A 15769-nucleotide genomic window follows, 5' to 3' on the forward strand; every position below is an offset into this window, starting at 1 on the left:
TCTCACGCGAGCAATGCGCGAGAATTTCGAATGTCGTTGCGCTTATCGTTTCCTGTCCGCACAGGAGCTCCCGATGAGCGCGTTGACCGCCCCGCCTCCGATCCAGAATGCTCCGGCAGAGCGCATCGCCGGCCCGGTGCTGCATGTTGATCTCGATGCGATCGTGCAGAACCATAGGGCGCTCCGCCGGGCGGCCCCGACGGCGACCGTCGCCGCCGTCGTGAAGGCCGACTCCTATGGTATCGGCGCCGAACCGGTGGCCCGACGCCTCCTCGCGGAGGGGGGCGGCCCCTTCTTCGTGGCGACATTCGGCGAGGCTGTGGCGCTGCGCCGCGCCCTCGGCGCCGCGCCGGAGATCCTGATCCTGAACGGCGTTCTGGCGGAGGATTTCGCCGCCTGTCAGGCGCTCGCGCTGACGCCCGTGCTCAACAGCCTGGCGCAGGCGAAGGCCTGGGCCGCTTCGGGCGTTCGCGAGCGGCGGAAGGCGGTGCTGCAGGTCGATACCGGCATGTCGCGCCTAGGCCTCTCTGAAGCCGAGCAGGCCCAGCTTCTGGCGACGCCCGGATTGCTGGCGCAGCTGGACCTTGGTCTGATCATGAGCCATCTGGCCGTCGCGGATGAGCCCGACCATCCGGGCAATGCGGCCCAATGGCAGGCGTTCCAGTCAGCGCGCGAGCGCTTCCCCGGCGTGCCGGCCTCGCTCGCCAATTCGGCCGGCCTGTTTCTCGGCTCCGACTTCCACTTCGATCTCTGCCGGCCGGGCGCGGCGCTCTATGGTATCGAGGCCGGCCCGCGCATGAGCGGGATCCGCCCCGTCCTGCGCCTGACCGCGCCGGTGATCCAGATCCGCACGATCGAGCGCGATACGGCGGTCGGCTATGGTTATTCCTTCCGCGCATCCCGCATGATGCGGCTGGCGACGGTCGGCGTCGGCTATGCCGATGGCTGGCCGAGACGCCTTGCCGAGAGCGGCGGCGCCTATTTCGGCGACAGGCGCCTGCCGATTATCGGGCGCGTCTCCATGGACAGTTTCTCGGTCGATATCTCGGCGCTGCCGGGCGACGCACTCAAGGAAGGCGACCGGCTGGAACTCATCGGACCGCATCAGAGCGCCGACGATGTCGCGCGCGCCGCCGGAACGATCGGCTACGAAATCCTGACCAGCTTCGGCGAGCGCCATCACAAGATCTATAGCGGGCAGTCCCTCTCATGAAAGTCATCGTGCTCGGCGCCGGCGTCATCGGCGTCACGACGGCCTATTACCTCGCCAAGGCGGGCCATGAGGTCGAGGTGATCGACCGCCAGGCGGGTCCGGCGCTGGAGACCAGCTTCGCCAATGCCGGTCAGGTCTCGCCGGGCTATGCCTCGCCGTGGGCCGCGCCCGGCATTCCGCAGAAGGCGGTCAAATGGCTGATGATGAAGCATCCGCCGCTGATCCTGCGCCCGCAGGCGGATCCGGCCATGCTCGACTGGCTGGTGCGGATGCTCGCCAATTGCACGGCGTCCCGCTACGCGGTCAACAAGGCCCGCATGGTCCGGGTGGCCGAATATAGCCGCGACGTGCTGAAGGCGCTGCGCGCCGATACCGGCATCGCCTATGACGAACGGACCGGCGGCACGCTGCAGCTCTTCCGCGAGCAGAAGCAGGTCGAGGCCGCCGCCAAGGACATTGCGGTCCTCGAGCAATATGGCGTCGGCTACGAGGTTCTCGACCGCCAGGGCTGCCTGCGCGTCGAGCCCGGCCTTGCCGGATCGGCAGCGACGATCGCGGGCGGGCTTCGCCTTCCCGGCGACGAGACCGGCGACTGCCAGATGTTCACGACGCAGCTGGCCGCGATGGCCGAGGCGCTCGGCGTGCGCTTCCGCATGGGCACGATCATCCATGGTCTCCGCGTCGAAGGCGGACAGGTCGCCAGCGTCGAGACCGGCGCGGGCACGATCCGCGGCGATAGCTATGTCCTGGCCATGGGCAGCTTCTCGCCGATCCTCGGGCGAACCGTCGGCCTTCGCCTGCCGATCTATCCGGTCAAGGGCTACTCGATCACGGCGCCGATCGTTGCCGCCGCCAAGGCGCCGGTCTCGACCGTCCTCGACGAAAGCTACAAGATCGCGATCACCCGGTTGGGCGACCGCATCCGCGTCGGCGGCATGGCCGAGATCTCGGGCTACAACAACAACCTCTCGCCGAAGCGGCGCGATACGCTGGCCTTCTGCGTCAACAATCTGTTCCCGGGCGCGGGCGACACGGCCAAGGCCACGTTCTGGACCGGCCTCCGTCCCATGACGCCGGACGGGACGCCGATCCTCGGCCAGAGCAAGCTCGGCAATCTCACCATCAATTCCGGCCATGGAACCCTTGGCTGGACGATGGCCTGCGGCTCGGCCCGCGTCGTCGCGGACCTCATTTCGGGCACCACGCCCGACATCGACGTGAGCGACCTCGGCCCGGAACGCTATGCCTGACCCCAAGCTGCACAGGGCGAACGGCGATGACCAACCTCAGGAGCGCACGCGCCCGACCGGGGCGCGCCTGCTCACCCGACAAGAAATCGATGTGCTGCCGATCAACTGACCAACCGGCGCGCTATAGGAACCGTGGGATCTGATCTTGCAGGTGTTGGGGGCCGGCGGAGGCGCCGTCGGGTCGCAACGCCGCCGCGCGCGCGACAGTCAGCGTCGAAGGTCGTGCGTCCACCGGCTCATGTACCCCGTTCTCCCCCTTGACTCCGGCATCGCTTCCTCTAAACGAGAGTAAACGATAACCCAAGCGCGGAACGCCAACATGGCGCGCTCGAAAGTCTCGCTTCAGGATCTGGCCGGCCGGCTTGGCGTGTCCGTCAAGACGGTTTCGGGCGCGTTGAGCGGCGATGCCTCGATCCGCATGGCCGAGGAGACGCGCAAGCGCATCCGCACGCTGGCCGACGAGCTCGGCTACAGACCCAATCTCGTTGCCCGCGGCATGCGGCAGGGCGTCATGCCGATCATCGGCATCGTCGCGGACGGGCTGATCACGCAGCCCTTCGCGACCGAGATCATGCGCGCCTTCGACAACTCCGTGCGCACCGACGGGCTTTCGGTGGTGGTGACCAGCACCGGTAGCGGCCGCTCGGTCGAGACGAGTGTCGGCGAATTGCAGCGCTTCATGCCGCGCGCCATCGCCTATGCCACCATGTATCACCAGGTCGTCGACCTGCCGCCCGCGGCGCGCGATGCGATCGCGCTGATGATCAATTGCCGTGGCACCGACGAGGCGATTCCGGCCCTGGTGCCGGCCGAGCGGGATGCCGCCGAGGCGATCACGCATCGGCTGATCGAGGCCGGACGGCGGCGCATCGCCTTCTTCAACCTGCCGGGACTGCTGGCCGGCACGCTGCGCGCCGAAGGTTTCCGCGCCGCTCACCAAGAAGCCGGCGTCGCCATGGTCCAGGACTGGATCCGTCCGGCGACGCGCGGCACCTATTCCAACCAGGCGCGCAGCCTCGTTCTGGAGCATGTCGCGGACCTCTTCGCCGGCCCGGACCGGCCCGACGCCATCCTCTGCGGCAATGACCGCGTGGCGCTCGAAGTCTATGGCGCGCTGCGCCGTCACAACCTTTCCATCCCGGACGACGTCGCCGTCGCGAGCTTCGACAATCAGGTCGAGATCGCGGCGCGGCTCGATCCGCCCCTGACGACCATGGCGCTGCCGCACAGGGCCATGGGACGACGCGCCGCCGAAATCCTGGCCGGGCACGGCGCCCCGGCCCGAGCCATCGAGGAGATACCGTTCCGCCTTGTCGAACGCGCTTCGGTCTGAGGCGCAGCGGTCCGGTCCATAGAGGGAGAGAAATGCCATGAAAATGCGTCTGAGTAATCGTTTACTGACGGTGCTTCGCGCCACGACCATCGTGGGTGCGGGCTTCGCGGGCCTGTCGGCGGCCGAGGCGGCCAATCTCAAGCTGATGTTCCAGGGCGATCCCTATGAGGTGAAGATCATCACCGAGACCGCCAAGAAGTTCGAGGCGGCCAATCCCGGCACGACGGTCGAACTGATCAACACGCCGCATGACGCCTATAATGAGAAGGTCGGCGCGGCCGTCTCCGCCGGCGCGCTGCCCGACATCATGGAGCTCGATGCGCCGTTCCTCGCCAATTATGTCTGGTCGGGCTTCCTGCAGCCGATCGCGCCCTATATCGACAAGGCCGTGCTTGACGACATGACAGCGTCGAACATCAGCCAGGGCACCTATCCGGTCGACAAGCAGCTCTATGCGACGGCGCTGGTCGATTCGACCGTGGCGCTCTATGGCAGCCGCAAGCAGCTGACCGAACTCGGCATCCGCATCCCGACCTCGGTCGACGATGCGTGGACGAAGGATGAATTCGTCGCGGCGCTGGAGAAGCTCGCGGCCTCGGGCGTCAAATGGCCGATCGATCTCTTCCGTGCCTATGGCACCAAGACCGAGTGGATCACCTATGCCTATGAGCCGGTTCTGGTCTCGATGGGCTGCGACGTGATCGATCGCACCACCTGGAAGGCCGGCGGCACGCTCGACGGCGAGAAATGCGTCGAGGCGGCGAAGCTGCTGCAGAGCTTCGTGCAGAAGGGCTGGGTCGTGCCGCAATCGGCGGGCGGCAACCAGTTCTATGCCGAGGGCCGGCCGGCTGGTCTCGCCTGGGGCGGTCACTGGTTCTATGCCGAGGCCAAGGCCCAGATGGGCGATGATGTCGTCGTGATGCCGCTGCCGAAATTCGGCGAGAAGAGCGCCAGCCCGAACGGCACCTGGATCTACGCGATCACCAAGAACGCGTCCGATCCGGCGCTCGCCGGCAAGTTCCTCTCCTTCATGCTGCAGGATCCGGAGTATCGCGCCGCCTATCGCGAGCATGCCGGCTTCCCGGGTCTGAAGTCGTTCGCGGCCGACTCGCCGCTCTACGCTTCGGGTGGCGCCATGGCCGTCGCCTTCGAGCAGGCCTCGAAGAGCGCCGTGCCGCGTCCGCCGCATCCGGCCTATCCGACGATCACGCTCGCCTTCCAGCAGGCGATGAACAACATCTTCGACGGTGCCGACGCCCAGGAGGAACTCTCCAAGGCGGCGAAGAAGATCGACGCCGACATCGAGGACAATGAGGGCTACGCGCCCTTCGGCCAGGCCAACTAGGCCGACGCGCCCGGTCGCGCCGCGTCGGACGATACGGCGCGATCCAAAAGCTGGGGAGGAGCATCATGTCGATCCGTGAAGTGCCGGCCGCCATCGGTCGCCGGCGAAGGGCGCTGTGGGACGGGCGCGTGCAGGAAATCGCGATGCTGCTGCCCGCGCTGGCGCTGATCGCCGTCTTCCTGCTGCTGCCCTTCCTGTCCTCGTTCCGCATCGCGCTCACCAATGAGCGGCTGATCCCGCGCCCGGTGCCGCCACGCTTCGTGGGGCTCGGCAACTTCCAGCAGATCCTGACCGACCATGATTTCTGGCGGGCGCTGTGGAACGTGGCGCGCTTCACGCTGATGGTGCTGCCGGTCCAGTGCGGCTTCGCGCTCGCCATCGCGCTGCTGCTCAATCAGAAGCTGCCCTTCCGCAATTTCTTCCGCGGCCTGTTCTTCCTGCCGGCGATCACCTCGATGGTCGTCGTCTGCGTGATCTGGGCGACCTTGTTCCAGTATCCGACCGGCCCGTTCAACCAGATCGTCGGCTTCCTGTCTTTCGGGCTGGTGCAGCCCATCGACTGGCTCGGCGATCCGAACTGGTCGATGCCGGCGATCGTGCTGCTCTCGGCCTGGCAGGCCTATGGCTTCCAGATGATCGTCTATCTCGCCGGCCTGCAGGGCATTCCGGAATCGCTCTATGAGGCGGCGGAACTCGACGGCGCCGGGCGCTGGCAGCGCTTCTGGCATGTCACCATGCCGTCGCTGCGCCAGACCCATGTCTTCGTGCTGATCATCACAACCATCCAGGCGTTCAAGCTGTTCACGCAGGTGAACATCCTGACCCAGGGCGGTCCGCGCGGGACCACCGATACGCTGGTCCACTACATGTTCACGGCCGGCTTCGTCGACCAGCGGCTCGGCCTCGCCTCGGCGGTCGCCATCCTTCTCTTCTTCATCGTCCTGGTCGTGTCGCTGGTGCAGCGCTTCGTGGTGAGGGACCGCAAATGACCACCATCTCCGGACCGGCCCAGATGGCCGCACAGACGCCCTCGCGTGTCCCGCGCGACTGGAGCGCCGTCATCAAGTTCGTCGCCGTGCTGATCCTGGCGCTGGTGATCGTCTCGCCGCTGTTCCTGCTGGTGGTGGCGAGCCTCAAGGCCGATCGCTTCCAGATCCTCGCCGATATGGGTTCGTTCCGCGCCTTCTGGGTGTCGGATCCGACGCTGCAGAATTTCCGCGAGGTCTGGACCTTCTCCGGCGCGCTGCCCTTCGGCCGCTATCTCTTGAACTCGCTGGTCATCCTGTTCGTCACGGTCCTCGGCGGCGTGTTTCTCAATTCCATGGCGGCCTTCGTCTTGGCATGGGGCCGGCTGCCGGGGCGGGCGATCATCCTCACCGCGCTGATCGGGCTCTATATCGTGCCGCAGGAATCGATCGTCCTGCCGCTGCTCACCCTCGTCAACCGCGTCGGCCTGTCCGACAGCTTCGCGGCGCAGATCCTGCCCTTCATGGCGAGCCCGCTCTATATCTTCCTGATCTACCAGTTCTTCATCCAGGTGCCGCGCGACATCTATGATGCCGCGACGGTGGATGGCGCCGGGCCGTTCCGCATCTATTGGTCGGTGTTCCTGCCGATCAGCCTGCCGGTGCTGGCGACGGTCGCCATCCTGCTCGGCATCGAAACCTGGAACCAGTATCTGTGGCCGCTGATGGTGACGCAGACCGACCGGGCGCGCCCGATCTCGGTCGGCATCGCCTCGTTCTTCGGCCATGACAGCGTCTATTGGAACAGCGCCATGGCGGCCTCGGTCATGATGATGATCCCGGTGCTGATCTTCTATCTCGCGTTCCAGAAGTGGTTCGTCAGTTCATTCATCTCATCGGCCGTCAAAGGCTGATCCCCCGGGAATGCGACCATCATGAAGATCGATCTTGAGCTCAATGCCGGGGAGACGCTGCATGTCTTCCAGAAGCCGGCGGGCGATGCGACGGCCTCGTCCGTGACGCTGACCACCGCCGACGGCGCGGAGCAGCGCCTTGCCGGTCCCGCCTCGGATGATTTCACCCGCAGCATCGCGACGCGCCTTGCCGGCGGGCCAGCGTCGCTCGCCTTCGACGAGGGGGATACGGCCGTCTCTCTGGTCTATGCCTTCGATCCGACCAAGGTTGCGGGGCAGGGCATCCGGACGCTCTATACCACGGAGCGCAACCGGCCGAACGCGGCGCGCTACCGCCTGCATCTCGCGCCGCCCTTTGGCTGGATGAACGACCCGAACGGGCTCTCGCAGGCCGGCGGCTTGGCGCAACTCTTCTACCAGCACTATCCGCATAGCCTGCGCTGGAACACCATGCATTGGGGTCATGCGGTGACGGCCAATGGCATCGACTGGACGCATCAGCCCGTCTTCCTGTTGCCGCGGCCGGAACTGCTGGCCGACGACGCCAAGGTCGGCGGCGTCTTCTCGGGCTCGGCCATCAACCTCCCGGATGGCGGGCTCCGCGTCTATTATACCGACCGCCAGGACGACCGGACGCCGAACTGGGAATGGCAGATGACGGCCGTATCGGACGACCGCGTCGATGTCGGCCCCTCCGTGCCGGTGGTGACGGAGGTGCCGGAACTGCCGGGCCTCGGCAAGAATTTCCGCGATCCCTATGTGTTCAAGGGTCCCGACGGGCTCTGGAAGATGCTGCTCGGCGCCGGCGATGACACAGCCGCGCTGGTGCTGCTCTATGAGACCGAGGACGCCGCCGGTGTGGAAGGCTGGCGTTTTGCCGGCGTGGTGCATCGCGAGCCGACGACGCAGAATCTGCCCGCCGAATGCCCCTGCATGGTGGCGCTCGATGGCGAGGGCGAGGGCCTGCATGTCCTCATTTTCGGGCTTCTCGGCTCCCGCGACGAGATCAGCCGCCGCCGCAACATCACGCTCGCGCTGGTCGGTCGTTTCGACGGCCGCATCTTCACGCCGATCGCCCGTGAAGAACTCGACTATGGGACCGATTGCTACGCCTTCCAGGGCATCGCCGGCACCGACGGGCCGCTGGGGAAGGGTCCCTTCGGCATTTCCTGGGCGGCGAACTGGACCGATGTCTTCAAGGATCGCGACTATCCGAGCGCGATGACCTTCCCGCGCCGGCTGGTCTGGCGCGACGGGGCGCTCTCGACGCCCGTCATCGAGACGATCGAGACGCTGCGGCGGCCCGAGCCCGCCATCGGGATCGCGGCGGACGGACAGGCGGTGCCGCTGGCCGATGGTCTCGCCGAGATTGAAATCAGCCTTGCGGAGAAGGGCGCGCCATTCGATCTCGCCTTCCGCCACCCCGACTTCGGTCTCGCGCTCTCCTATGCGGACGGCAAGCTCGAGCTCGGCTTCAAGGCGCCGGGCAGTCGTCCCTCGCCGCGCTATTTCATCGAGGACATCGCGCCGGAGAGCCTCCGCATCTTCGTCGATGTCGGCCTCATCGAAATCTATGTCGACGATGGCCGCTGGTGCCTCACCAAGCGCATCGACAGCGACGCGCCGATCGAGGCGATCACGCTCACGGCAGCGCCCGGCACGATCGGGGCGGCCAGGCTGCACCATCTGCGCCCGCAGGGGGGCTGAACGGACGGCCGAAGCGCGCCGACACCCCGCTTCGGCAACGGCCAGCCTGCCGCGTTTCGACTGCGCGGGGTCTTTCGCGAAAGCCCTATGACTTTCGCCGCGATTCCGATTATGGACGGCGCGCATCGAAACCGCCGGCTGGCCGCGAAAGACATTCATGGCATCGCATCTTGCAATCTGGATCATCGCCCTCCTTGCGACGGCGGGCGTCATCCTGCGGCCCTGGCGGCTGCCGGAGGCGGTCTGGGCCGTCAGCGGGGCGGTGCTGCTGGTCGTTCTCGGCCTGCTGCCGTTCTCCGACGCCGTCATCGGCGTGCGGAAGGGAACGGATGTCTATCTGTTCCTGATCGGCATGATGACGCTGGCGGAGCTCGCCCGGAAGGAGGGGCTCTTCGACTGGCTCGCGACCATCGCCGTCCGCCATGCGCGCGGCTCCGGTTCGCGGCTGTTCTGGCTGGTCTATGTCGTCGGCATCGTCGTGACGGTGTTTCTCTCCAACGACGCGACGGCCGTCGTGCTGACGCCCGCGGTCTATGCGGCCGCGCGCGCCGCCGATGCCGAGCCGCTGCCCTATCTGCTGATCTGCGCCTTCATCGCCAATGCCGCGAGCTTCGTGCTGCCGATCTCGAACCCGGCCAATCTGGTGATCTATGGCAGCCAGATGCCGCCGCTCTCGGTCTGGCTCGCCACCTTCGGGCCGGCCGCGATCGTGGCGATCGCGTTGACCTTCGTCTCGCTCCGCCTCGTCCTGCGCGCCAGCCTGCCCGTGGCGATCAAGACCGACATCGCGCCCGTCCGCCTCTCGCGCGGCGGCCTGCTGGCGGCGATCGGCATTGCCGTCACGGCGATCCTCCTGCTGATCGCGTCCGCGCTCGGCTGGGAGCTGGGCCTTCCCACCTTCGTCGCCGGCGTGCTGACGGCCGCCTTCATCCTGATCGGGAGCCGGCAATCGCCCTGGCCCGTGGTCCGGGACATATCCTGGGGCGTGCTGCCGCTCGTCGCGGGGCTTTTCGTCCTGGTGGAGGCGTTGCAGACGACCGGCGTCATCGATGCGCTGGCCGCGGTCACGCAGCGCTTCGCCGCGCAGTCGATCGGCTGGACGGCCGCCGGCGCGGGCGTCGTCGTCGCGCTGGCCTGCAATCTCCTGAACAATCTCCCCGCGGGCCTCATCGCCGGTTCGACCGTCGCGGCGGGCCAGTTGCCGGCGCCGATCACCAATGCGGTGCTGGTCGGCGTCGATCTCGGGCCGAACCTCTCCGTCACGGGATCGCTCGCGACGATCCTCTGGCTGGTGGCGCTGCGGCGCGAGGGGCAGAGCGTCGGCGCCTGGCGTTTCCTGAAGATCGGCGCCGTGGTGATGCCGCCGGCCCTGATCGGGGCGCTGGCGGCACTGCACGTCTTCGCGCGCTAGGGCGAGGGCCGCCGCCAGCTCTCAGGCGGCGGCGATGTCGTCGAGGAAGCGCTTGAAGATCGGATCGAACTGGTCCGGCGCATCCCAGAAGGGCGCGTGGCCGGAGCCGGGGATCAGGAATTTCTGCCCGCCCCAGAGATTGCCGACCGGGATCGTGTCGACGAACTCGACATTGATATAGGGCTCGTTCGAGCCGTTCAGGATCGCGATCGGCGGCGTATCGGGGCGGGCGACGATCTCCGCCTGGTTCTTGCCGGCGTTCTGCGCGAACTTCGCGATCATCATCGCGCGGGCGCGGCCATCGGTGCGGGCGACGGCGGCGTGCAGCATCTCGTCATAGGGCAGGCCGCAGGTGCCGCTCGCATAGTCGAAGACGTCCTGCTCGGTGAAGTGCTCCTTGCCGGTCAGGTCCATATGCGGCCCCGGCCGGAAGCCCTTGCCCATATCCTCGCCGGCGACCGGCGGCGTGCCGGTGATCATCAGTCCGCGCATGCCGGGATAGAGATCGATCATCTCGAGCGCGATATGCCCGCCGAGCGACCAGCCGAAGATCGCCGCGTCGGCGATACCGAGTTCGGCAAGGACCTCGGTCAGCGCATCGGCATAGCCCTGCATGGAATAGCTGCGGTCGGGATCGAAGGCGTTGCTGGAGTCGCCATGGCCCGGCAGGTCGGCTGCGATCAGCCGGTAGGTGGCGCCGATCGGGCCTTCGAACTGGTTGCGGAAGACTTCGCCGGTCGAGGAATTGCCGTGAATCATCAGGACCGGCATGCCGGTGCCTTCGCTCTCGCGAATGCCGATATCGGCGTGGCTCGTTCGCAAGGTGTATTTCTTCATCGCTAACCCCCTTCTGGTTGCCGCCCGACTCGGCCCGGATGATGGTCAAAAATACGGCAGGCTGAAAGTCCGTCCATCCCTTGAGCAATTCTGTGGCTGGCCGGATGAAAGTATCTTTTCAAGCTGACGTGGCCATGCGTAAATTGTCAATCATCAAACCTGCCGTGCGCATGTCGGCTGGAAAAGGGGAACGCGTCGTGACGACGAGATCAACAGGGAAATTCCTTCGTTCAGCGCTTCTCGGCGCCTCGCTCTCCGCCCTGATGGCGACGGGCGCGCTGGCCGATGTCGTCAAGATCGGCCTGCTCGCGCCGCTGACGGGACCGGCCGCCGCTGACGGCCAGGAGTTCCAGCGCGGAGCCCAGCTCGCAATCGACGAGGCGAATGCGGCCGGCGGCATCAATGGGCACACTTTCGAACTCGTCGTGGGCGACGTGAAGGACCAGTCGGCCGGCAACGTCACCAGCGCCGTCGAGCGCCTGCTCGGCGATCCCGACGTGCATTTCATGATGACCGGCTATGCGAGCCTGACCAATTTCGAGATCGACAACATGGCCGAGGCGGAAATGCCTTACATGCTGTCGGCGACCTCGCAGCAGACCAAGGACATCATCGCGCCCGATCCGGCCAAGTATGAGTGCTGCTGGTCGCTGACGCCGTCCTTCGATGCCTATAACACCGACGTCACCACCTTCGTCGAGAAGCTCGCTGCCGATGGCAAGCTGCAGCTGCCGACCAAGAAGGTCGCCATCATCTCGTCGGACAATGCCTATTCGAAGACCATCTCGGAAGGCATGAAGAAGACCTTCAAGGACAAGGGCTGGACGATCACCGTCGACGAGCTCGTCCCGTTCGGCGAGGTCACCGACTGGCGCTCGATCCTCGCCAAGGTGCGCCAGGACGTGCCGGACGTCGTCATCAACACCGACTATCTGCCGGGAAATTCCGCCTCGTTCCTGAACCAGTTCCTCGAGCAGCCGACGAAGAGCCTCGTCTTCCTGCAATATGCGCCGAGCGTTCCGGAATTCGTGGAGCTGACCAAGAAGAACTCCAACGGCGTCATCTACAACCTCCTCGGCGGCGCGCTGACGACGCCGAAGAACCCGCGCGCCGATGAGGTCGCGGCGAAGTACAAGGCCAAGTACAACACCGAGAGCGGCACCTATGGCGTCGCGCTCTACGAGACGGTCAACCTCTATCTCGACGCCCTGAAGAAGGTTGGCGATCCGGCGGATCACAAGGCGATCATGAAGGCGCTCGGCGAGAGCGACAAGCAGATCGCCTCGGGCCGCCTGAAGTTCGACCCCGCCACCCATCTGGCCATGCAGGGCGACGACTACATCCCGATCACCTTCTTCCAGATCGAGGACGGCAAGCGCATCCTTATCTCGCCGGAGAAGTACGCGACCGGTGAATTCCAGACCCAGCCCTGGATGAAGTGAGGCATGGCTCTGCTCGAGGTGGAGAACGTCGCCAAGGCCTTCGGTTCGCTGAAGGCCGTTGACGGCGTCTCCTTCAAGGTCGAGGCCGGCGAGATCTTCGGGATCGCCGGCCCCAATGGCAGCGGCAAGAGCACGCTGTTCAATACCATCACCGGCATTCCCTTCGGTCCCGACAGCGGCAAGGTCCGCTTCGACGGCAACGAGATCCAGGGCCTCGCCGGCCACGCAATCGCCCGGCGGGGACTGGCGCGGACCTTCCAGCGCGAAACCTGCTTCGACCAGCTCACCGTCTTCGAGAATGCGGAGATCGGCGCGACCTATGCCAATGAGGCGCGGAGCGGCGCCAAGGCGCGCGATGCCGCCGCGGAGGCGCTCGCCTTCGTCGGCCTCGCCGCGCCCAGCTGGGGCCGCCGTGCGGGCGAGCTTTCCGTTTTCGAGCGCAAGATTTTGATGCTGGCGACGGCGATCGCCTCCGATCCGCGGATGCTGTTGCTCGACGAGCCGGCGTCCAGCCTGACCAAGCCCGAGATCGAGCTTTCCGTCGAACTGATCCGTCGCATCGCCGCACGTGGCATCACCATCCTTCTGATCGAGCATGTGCTGACCTTCCTGATGAGCCTGTCGCAGCATCTGCTCGTGCTCAACCAGGGCCGCGTCCTGGCGCTCGGCAATCCGCGCGAGGTCATCGCCGAGCCGCGCGTCGTCGAAGCCTATCTCGGCACGCGCCGGGTGGCCGCATGATGAACATGCTGTCGGTCACCGGGCTCACCGCAGGCTATGGCCGCGTCACCGTGCTGCACGGCATCGGCATCGAGGCCGGCAAGCATGGCAATGTCGGCCTGTTCGGACCCAACGGCCACGGCAAGACGACGCTGCTGCGCGCCGTCAGCGGCCTGCTGAAGCCGAAGGCCGGCAGCATTGTCTTCGATGGCGCGGACATAACGGGCGAGAGCGCGCGGTCGATCGTGGCCCGCGGCCTCGTGCATGTGCCGCAGGGCAATACGCTGTTCCCGGATCTGACGATCGCGGACTGCATGAGCCTCGGCGCCTTTTCCCCGCATGCCCGCCCGCATGAAGCGGCGAACAAGGAACGCGTCGCGGCGCTGTTCCCCAAGCTCGCCGAGCGCTGGCGCCAGCGCGTCCGCACGCTCTCGGGCGGCGAGCGGCAGATGGTGTCGATCGGCGTCGCGCTGATGAGCCATCCCAAGCTCCTCATCCTGGACGAGCCGACGCTCGGCCTCGCGCCCAAGATCAAGGACGAGCTCTGCAAGGCCGTGCTCGACATCTCCAAGGCGGGCGTTCCGCTGATCGTGGTCGAGCAGGATGTCGAATTCCTGCTGGAGCTGACGAACCACCTCTATTTCATCAATCACGGCCAGGTCGAGACGGAGATCAAGCCGGGCGACAGCCTCGCCCATTCCGACATCATGGCCATGTATTTCGGGCAGTGAGGCACGCATGAACGCCCTCGCGGACATCCTGTTCGGCGGCCTCTTCCAGGGCTCGCTCTACGCCATGATGGCAGTCGGCCTCGCGCTGGTCTGGACGACCATCGGCGTGTTCAATTTCAGCCATGGCGTGCTGATGATGCTCGGCGCCTATTTCGCCTGGCAACTGGTGGATTGGGGCCTCACGGCGGCGCTCGCCTTTCCGATCGCCGTGCTGCTCATGGCCGGCGTCGGCTGGGTGCTGCAGGCGACGGTCGTTCGGCCGCTGATCGGCCGGGCCAATCTCGTCCTCGTCGTCGTGATCACGACGCTCGCCGCCGGCTCACTGATCGAGAATGGCGTGCTCGAACTCTGGGGGCCGCGTTCCAAGCAGATCCCACCGCTCGTCGCCGGCAATGCCATGCTCGGCGGTGTCGGCGTCTCGCTGCACCAGATCGCCATCATCGTGGTGACGCCGATCATCCTTTTGGCGCTGTGGCTGTTCCTCAACCGGACGCGGCTCGGCCTGGCACTGCGCGCGGTCGCGCAGAACGAGGACGCGGCCCGCCTCGTCGGCCTCAACGTCACCATGCTCTATGGCCTTGCCTTCGCCATCGCCGCGTCACTCGCCGCGCTCGCCGGCATCTTCCTCGGCGGCTATCGCTTCATGACGCCGGTCATGGGCGCCGATCCGCTGTTGAAGGCGCTGATCGTCGTCGTCTTCGGCGGCATTTCCTCGATCTCCGGGCCGATCTTCGCCGCCTATCTGATCGGCTTCTTCGAGGCGATCTGCAGCTATTATTTCGGGCTCTACTGGACGCCGGCGCTGCTCTTCGCCGCGCTCATCCTGACGCTGATGATCAAGCCGGAAGGCATCTTCGCAAGCCGTTCGCGGGGGCTGGCATGAGCGTGATCGAGACCTCGGCGCCCACCGTGTCAGCGCCGCCGCGCGCCCCCGGCCGCACGCCCTGGATGACCGAGCTCGCGGGCGCGCTGGTCGGCCTGCTCGTCCTCGCGCTGCTGCCGCTCGTCGTCGGTGACGCCTATGGCCGGCATGTGCTGATCATGGTGTTCATCTACGCCGTCGTCGCCTCGAACTGGGATCTGAGCCTTGGCTATGGCGGGGTGTTCAATTTCGGCCATCTCGCGCTCTTCGGCATCGGCGTCTACGCCTACAGCCTGCTGACCAAGCTCGCGATGATCGACCCGTGGGTCGCGCTGGTGGCGAGCGGCGTGATCGCCGTGGTGGCCGCCGTCGTGGTGACGATCCCGATCCTGCGCCTGAAGGGCATCTACATCATCCTGGTCACCTTCGGCTTCGCGCAATTGGTGATGCAGGTCATCCTGAGCCAGTCGGACTACACCGGCGGCACGCAGGGTATCGTGCGCATCCCCGGTCTCTACTGGTTCGACCACAACATGGTCCGCGACGCGAAGTTCGCGTACTTCTACATCGCGCTCGCCATGCTGGCGCTGAGCACGCTGTTCCTGCGCGTCTTCGTGCGCTCGCGCACGGGCAAGAGCGTCGTGGCACTGCGCGACAATGAGGAATATGCGGTGAGCCGCGGCGTCTCGCTGGTGCGCCAGCGCATGATCACGCTCGCCGCCTCCGCCTTCTTCACCGGCATCGCCGGGGCGTTCTATGCCGCCTATCAGCGCAATGCCTCGGTCGAGGTCTTCGGCATGAGCCTCGCCACGATCGTGCTGTCCATGGTGCTGCTCGGCGGTACGGGCACGATCTATGGCGCGATCATCGCCTCCTTCGTGCTGACCGTCTTCGCCGAATCCATGGCCGATTTCGGCGCCTGGCGGCCGATGATCACGGCGGTGCTGATCATCGTCGTGATGCTCGTCTATCCCGGCGGCATCGTCGGCATGCTGAAGGCGCTCTGGGGCCTCGCGACACGCCGACGCGCCTGAGCGCG

At 66.3% G+C, this 15769-nt stretch carries 14 protein-coding genes; 13 read left to right on the forward strand and 1 reads right to left on the reverse strand.

What is annotated here, in order from left to right; translation table 11 throughout:
* Window positions 1-73 precede the first annotated feature (73 nt).
* The 8 genes from alr (at window position 74) to GGR25_RS17795 (ending at window position 10138) form a co-directional block, all read left to right on the forward strand.
* Complete coding sequence (gene alr / locus GGR25_RS17760; protein ID WP_183400148.1) at window positions 74-1213, forward strand: alanine racemase; 1140 nt, start codon at window positions 74-76, stop codon at window positions 1211-1213.
* Window positions 1210-2463: a D-amino acid dehydrogenase gene (locus GGR25_RS17765; RefSeq protein ID WP_183400149.1), complete on the forward strand. Its 1254-nt coding sequence runs from the start codon at window positions 1210-1212 to the stop codon at window positions 2461-2463. Before alr ends, GGR25_RS17765 begins: the two co-directional genes overlap by 4 nt.
* Before the next feature lie 319 nt (window positions 2464-2782).
* Window positions 2783-3796: a LacI family DNA-binding transcriptional regulator gene (locus GGR25_RS17770; protein WP_183400150.1), complete on the forward strand. Its 1014-nt coding sequence runs from the start codon at window positions 2783-2785 to the stop codon at window positions 3794-3796.
* 37 nt (window positions 3797-3833) lie between these two features.
* On the forward strand, window positions 3834-5141 hold the full coding sequence (locus tag GGR25_RS17775) for an ABC transporter substrate-binding protein (RefSeq protein WP_183400151.1): 1308 nt from the start codon (window positions 3834-3836) through the stop codon (window positions 5139-5141).
* Between the two features lie 65 nt (window positions 5142-5206).
* Entirely contained in the window at window positions 5207-6130 is a 924-nt protein-coding gene (locus tag GGR25_RS17780) for a carbohydrate ABC transporter permease (RefSeq protein WP_183400152.1), read from the forward strand.
* 23 nt (window positions 6131-6153) lie between these two features.
* On the forward strand, window positions 6154-7020 hold the full coding sequence (locus tag GGR25_RS17785; RefSeq protein WP_246409987.1) for a carbohydrate ABC transporter permease: 867 nt from the start codon (window positions 6154-6156) through the stop codon (window positions 7018-7020).
* Between the two features lie 21 nt (window positions 7021-7041).
* Window positions 7042-8727, forward strand: a complete 1686-nt coding sequence (locus GGR25_RS17790) for a GH32 C-terminal domain-containing protein (protein ID WP_183400154.1) — start codon at window positions 7042-7044, stop codon at window positions 8725-8727.
* 157 nt (window positions 8728-8884) lie between these two features.
* The gene (locus GGR25_RS17795) at window positions 8885-10138 is read left to right on the forward strand and encodes an arsenic transporter (RefSeq protein ID WP_183400155.1); all 1254 of its coding nucleotides are present in this window, start codon (window positions 8885-8887) and stop codon (window positions 10136-10138) included.
* Window positions 10139-10159: 21 nt separating this feature from the next.
* Here GGR25_RS17795 and GGR25_RS17800 read toward each other — a convergent pair whose 3' ends face one another.
* Window positions 10160-10975 carry an alpha/beta fold hydrolase gene (locus GGR25_RS17800; RefSeq protein WP_183400156.1) on the reverse strand — a complete coding sequence of 272 codons (816 nt, stop codon included), beginning with the start codon at window positions 10973-10975 and terminating at the stop codon, window positions 10160-10162.
* Between the two features lie 197 nt (window positions 10976-11172).
* Between GGR25_RS17800 and GGR25_RS17805 the strand changes: the two genes are divergently transcribed.
* Genes GGR25_RS17805 through GGR25_RS17825 form a run of 5 tightly spaced genes read left to right on the forward strand, consistent with a single transcriptional unit; the run spans window position 11173 to window position 15764 of the window.
* On the forward strand, window positions 11173-12417 hold the full coding sequence (locus GGR25_RS17805; protein ID WP_343068105.1) for an ABC transporter substrate-binding protein: 1245 nt from the start codon (window positions 11173-11175) through the stop codon (window positions 12415-12417).
* Window positions 12418-12420: 3 nt separating this feature from the next.
* Window positions 12421-13158, forward strand: coding sequence for an ABC transporter ATP-binding protein (locus GGR25_RS17810; protein ID WP_183400157.1), 738 nt, complete (start codon window positions 12421-12423; stop codon window positions 13156-13158).
* Window positions 13155-13868 carry an ABC transporter ATP-binding protein gene (locus GGR25_RS17815; RefSeq protein WP_183400158.1) on the forward strand — a complete coding sequence of 238 codons (714 nt, stop codon included), beginning with the start codon at window positions 13155-13157 and terminating at the stop codon, window positions 13866-13868. Before GGR25_RS17810 ends, GGR25_RS17815 begins: the two co-directional genes overlap by 4 nt.
* 7 nt (window positions 13869-13875) lie before the next feature.
* Window positions 13876-14751, forward strand: coding sequence for a branched-chain amino acid ABC transporter permease (locus GGR25_RS17820; protein ID WP_183400159.1), 876 nt, complete (start codon window positions 13876-13878; stop codon window positions 14749-14751).
* Complete coding sequence (locus tag GGR25_RS17825) at window positions 14748-15764, forward strand: branched-chain amino acid ABC transporter permease (RefSeq protein WP_210299997.1); 1017 nt, start codon at window positions 14748-14750, stop codon at window positions 15762-15764. Before GGR25_RS17820 ends, GGR25_RS17825 begins: the two co-directional genes overlap by 4 nt.
* Window positions 15765-15769 lie beyond the last annotated feature (5 nt).

The sequence above is a fragment of the Kaistia hirudinis genome, assembly GCF_014196455.1.
Classification (GTDB): Bacteria; Pseudomonadota; Alphaproteobacteria; order Rhizobiales; family Kaistiaceae; genus Kaistia; species Kaistia hirudinis.